The 4637-nt window shown below is 60.4% G+C and carries 3 protein-coding genes; 2 read left to right on the forward strand and 1 reads right to left on the reverse strand.

What is annotated here, in order from left to right; translation table 11 throughout:
* Positions 1-570: 570 nt before the first annotated feature.
* Positions 571-1392: an HD domain-containing protein gene (locus EHS19_RS08970; protein ID WP_151917416.1), complete on the reverse strand. Its 822-nt coding sequence runs from the start codon at positions 1390-1392 to the stop codon at positions 571-573.
* A 301-nt stretch (positions 1393-1693) separates the two neighbouring features.
* On the opposite strand from EHS19_RS08970, the gene EHS19_RS08975 reads away from it, so the two are divergent.
* Both EHS19_RS08975 and EHS19_RS08980 read left to right on the forward strand, forming a co-directional pair.
* The gene (locus EHS19_RS08975; RefSeq protein WP_241677183.1) at positions 1694-3241 is read left to right on the forward strand and encodes an endonuclease/exonuclease/phosphatase family protein; all 1548 of its coding nucleotides are present in this window, start codon (positions 1694-1696) and stop codon (positions 3239-3241) included.
* Positions 3242-3297: 56 nt separating this feature from the next.
* The gene (locus tag EHS19_RS08980) at positions 3298-4488 is read left to right on the forward strand and encodes a helix-turn-helix domain-containing protein (RefSeq protein WP_151917417.1); all 1191 of its coding nucleotides are present in this window, start codon (positions 3298-3300) and stop codon (positions 4486-4488) included.
* Positions 4489-4637 lie beyond the last annotated feature (149 nt).

Here is a 4637-nt window from a genome sequence, read left to right on the forward strand (position 1 = left end):
CGCAGCGCGTCCATGATTGCGGATCGAGCTGGACCGCGAAGCGGGACTGAGGGGTAGTGAATTCGTCAACGAACTTCTGACGGAGGACACTAGCCAATCGTTCGCGTCACTCGTTCTCGCCACTGGCATGTTGGTTGCTAATTGGCAACCAACTGCACGCTGTTCGCGCAATGCGGATCCTTGATATGCCGCCATTCCTGGTTTTTCTGATTGGTTGCCAATTGGCAACCAACCTGCCAGTGGTGAGAATGGCATATCCACCGGAGGGGCGGCGGGCCCTCCCGAGTTATGGGACTTAGGGCGGGAAGTCGCGCGCAGGTCTGAGGGTGCGGTTCGTCAGTAGTGTTTCGGCAATGGCATGTTGGTTGCTAATTGGCAACCAACCGCACGCTGTTCGTACAACGCGGATCCTTGATATGCCGCCATTCCTGGTTTTTCTGACTGGTTGCCAATTGGCAACCAACATGCCATTGGGGCGAACGGTATATCCACCGGAGGGGCGGCTGGCCCTCCCGGGTGAGACTCAGGCCGGAAGGACGTGCACAGTGCGGGAGGGCGGCTGGCCGCCGATCACACCAATCGCATGTCGTACCGCTTTGCCAGCGCGGCCACGTCGGGTACGCCGTACTGATCGACGAGAGCCAGCCAGTGCTCACGATTCGCTTCCCCGAACCTGGCTGCCTTGGCCGTGTAGGCCTCGACGGTCAGGAACTTCGGCGGCGTGGACTTGCTGTGGTACTTGTCCGCAACCATCACCACCTCCTGCTCGAGGTTGACGGGCGCATAGTCATCCGGAGGCAGTGGCAGCTCCTGGGCGATCACCTGCTCACGCGTGAGCCCCACACCGGTGTGGTTGCGTGCAAACTGCGCGATCGACTCGTCGACGCCCTGCTCCAGCAGATATTCATAACCGAGCAATCCGTGCAGAATATAACGTTTTCCGCTGAATTTCAGCGGTTCGCCGTCCGCTCCGTCGTGTTTGAACACGCGGTAGGTGCCGATGTCGTGCAGTAGTCCGCCAATCGTCACCAGATGCTCGTCGATCAGACGCTGCGGCACCCTACCGCCGGTCACGCCGTCGTCTGCAACAAAGCGGGAATTGCTGACGTCGGCGGTGTCATTGATACTGCTGCTGTTGCTGCGGTTGTTGCTGCCGCTGGCATCGCTGGTACTGCTGGCATCGCTGGTACTGCTGGCGTTCACCGTGCCGTCATTCGCGCTGTCGAGTTCGCATCGGTGCGCGAACAATGCATTTTGATGATGGGCGAGTTCGCGTGCGATCGTCGCGACGATCACGCAATGGGTGTGCACCAGGTCATACGCGGCCTGTGACGGGGCGATGCGGCGGTGCAGCTCGTCGATCTGGTCAAGAGTTGGAATGAAACCGGTCATACCGCCATTGTATGACACGCCAGCATACGACCTATGATCGCTGACTGGGCTGGCTGCACGCCCAATCCAATGTGCGCGGCTGGAAGCGGGCGTCGGCATCGCGGATTGTGCAGGACTATCAGCGGCATATGCTGCCACGCGGGCGTACGGCACGCGGGCGTACGGCACGCGGGCGTACGGTGGGGAAGTTGCGGATATCCGTGCGTTATCGCGTCGCGGGCGATTCGTACGCGATACGCTCGAATCCAGTCATCGTGATTACACGGTATGACACGGTGACACGGTTCAGGCGGGAGCGAGCATGACGGAATTCAAAAGGCTCGACGAGCAATCGTCAGTCGATGCGTCACGTGAGGATGCCTTTGCGGACGCCGCCACAGATGCCTCCGCAAACGACTTCGCGGACGACTTCGCAGAACGGACCACTGAATCCATCGAACCTCTGCCGCCCAGCTTCATCCCGACGAACACCGGTCGTACCCGACCGATCACGCAATCATTCAAGCCGATCTCGGACGTGGGCGACACCAAGGTCATGCCGACAGTCCGCAGAGCATCATCACAGCCCTCGCGATCAGCGTTGTGGCAATCTGTGCCGCAATCTGTGCCGCAGCATGTGCCGCAACTGAACGCGGACCAAAGCGACAATTCGACGCATCCCCAGCAGTATCCCCAACAGTGGCCGCCTGCATCGCCGCAATCGCAACCCATGCCGCAACCCATGCCGCAGCCGTCAGCGGCGTTTGCGCAGCCGCTCGGCGCGCACTCAACCGCCGCGCAGCCAGCAGCAGCCGCGCAGCCGGTCCCTACGCGCTCAGGAGGCAACTTCGTGATCAACTGGTTCGTCAAACCCGGCAAGCATGGCGTGCTGAGTTCGCTGCTGTGGCTGATGACCATTCCATGCGTGGCGGTCATGGCGCTTCGCGTAGCGCCGAACGTCGATCAGGACGGTCGCCTGCTTCCGGAGATCATCGCATTCGTGCCGGTGCTCGGCATCGTCTCCGTGGTGGTGCTCCTGTTCGCGCTGCTGTGGCGTCGCAAGCTGCTGACTGCGGTTTCGCTGGCATGCGTGGTGATTCAGGTGATGTGGCATATCGGATTCTTCATGCCAACCGTCCATATTTCGGATTCCGCCCGGCAGACGGTCGCCGCGGCCGCGAAGACGGATGACAAGGCGGCGCGTCTGATGACGCTCAACACCAAGGAGGGCAATGCGAGCGCGTCCGATATCGTGCGCACGGTGCGCGACGAGCATGTCGAAGTGCTTGCCTTGCAGGAGGTCAGCGACGAGCTTCTCGGCGAGCTGCGCTCCGCCGGCCTGTACGATGTGCTGCCGTACAGCATTGTTTCGGCGCCGTCCGCGAATGACAACGGCGGTCTGAACGGCGTGTGGACGATGGCGCCGATGTCGAACGCCTCGCAGAGCCTGTTGCCGGTCGAGACCTCGCAGATGCCGGCCGGTACCATATCGATCGGCGGCAAGCTGGTGCGATTCGTCTCTGCGCATCCGAATTCTCCGACTCGCGGGCTGCAGAGCCTGTGGAGCGAAGGTCTGAACACGATCGGCGATCTGAAGAACTATCAGTGGACGTATGTGGTGATGGGTGATTTCAATTCCACGTGGGATCATCCGCGTTTCCGCGCGCTGCTGGGCGATCGATTCGTCGACGCCGGCGAACAGGCCGGTCAGGGCTTCCACTTCACGTATCCGTCCGGTTCGCGAATTCCGCCGCTGATCGAAATCGACCACATCATTCACGACAAGGGCGTGACCGTCGCTGATCTCGCCACCGTCGAGATCAGCGGTTCCGATCATCGCGCGCTTCTCGCCACACTCGAAGTATCCTGAAGTATCCTGACTGACCAAGACATGTCGAACCTGTCTGAATGAGCGGAATGAAGCATATGACGAACGAGCGAATGAGCGCAGCAGCGGCCGAGGTAAGCACCGTCGCGGATAGGGCCGTCGCGGATAGCACGATAGCGGGGAGCACCATCATGGATAACGCCATGCCATGCGCGACAGCAGACGTGTTCCGCCATATCATTCGCATGACGGGTTGGAGCGAGTACGAACTCGCGAAGCATACCGGAATCGAAAAATCATCGATATTCAGGGCATTGCGCGGACAGCGAGAAATCAGCTACGGCAAGCTGTCGGCCGGACTTGAGCGGGCCGGTTTCCGGTTTTACATTGAGCGTGACGCATTCCCCGCCACAGACGCAGCCGATGCCACAGGCACCGATGCCGGCAATGCAGGCAGCGCTCTCGATGTGACTGACGACAACGCGATGCTGCGATTGATCGGATACGTTCAGGATTCCCCATGCGAGGAGCGCATCGCAAGTGGCGAGACATGGGCGCACCTGAAATCATTCATCAACGAGATCGCAGTGCACCCGGGCAGAGACGATCTGTGCATACCGTTTTCAAGAGTCATCCGTCGCGTACGCAACCCGCATTGGCAGGCGTTCATGGCAGGACTGTACCGGTTCATGCGATGGGGTGACGGGACCAGTCGCCGATGGTTTATTACAAGCGTCACAAGCACCGATGCCCACTATCGGCTCGACGAACCATGGTCGCCCCTGCCGAAAACCGTCATCAACCATCTGCTCCAGCGTGTACCGAACACCCGCGCACAGTACGTTCATGCACAGAACGACCTCACACAGTACAGCCGCGCATATGATCGCACCCAGTACGCATACGATGCCGATCCAGCATTCAGCGAAGCAGCCAAAGACGCAGCCGACGAAACAGACAAGAGCGCGGTCAGCAGAACATCCAACGAGCCATACAACGAACCATACAACGAAACGACCGGCAGAACGCCCAGTGCTCCGGCAAACGCCCCGGCCAGCGCACCGGCAAACGCCCCAGCCAACGCACCCGCCAACGAAACGACCAACGATCAGTGGTTCCTTGATACACTGCCCCCGCTGCCGCGCGCGTATGCCGACGACCCGCTCAGCAAACCACTCGGCGCACAGGTCGATGTGTTCGACCCGTCGTTTGCACGATTCAATGTGCTCATTCCGCGAGCCGATCTGCCCACACTGCCCACACTCGTCGGCATGACTACACGGGCATGACTCGCCCTGTGCTCCTCCTGAGTGAGCTCTCCTGGCCTGAGTCTCACCCGGGAGGGACCGCCACGCCTCTGACGGATATACCATTCTCACCACTGGCATGTTGGTTGCCAATTGGCAACCAACCAGAAAAACCAGGAATGGCGGCATAT

This window comes from Bifidobacterium jacchi (genome assembly GCF_009078285.1).
Classification (GTDB): domain Bacteria; phylum Actinomycetota; class Actinomycetes; order Actinomycetales; family Bifidobacteriaceae; genus Bifidobacterium; species Bifidobacterium jacchi.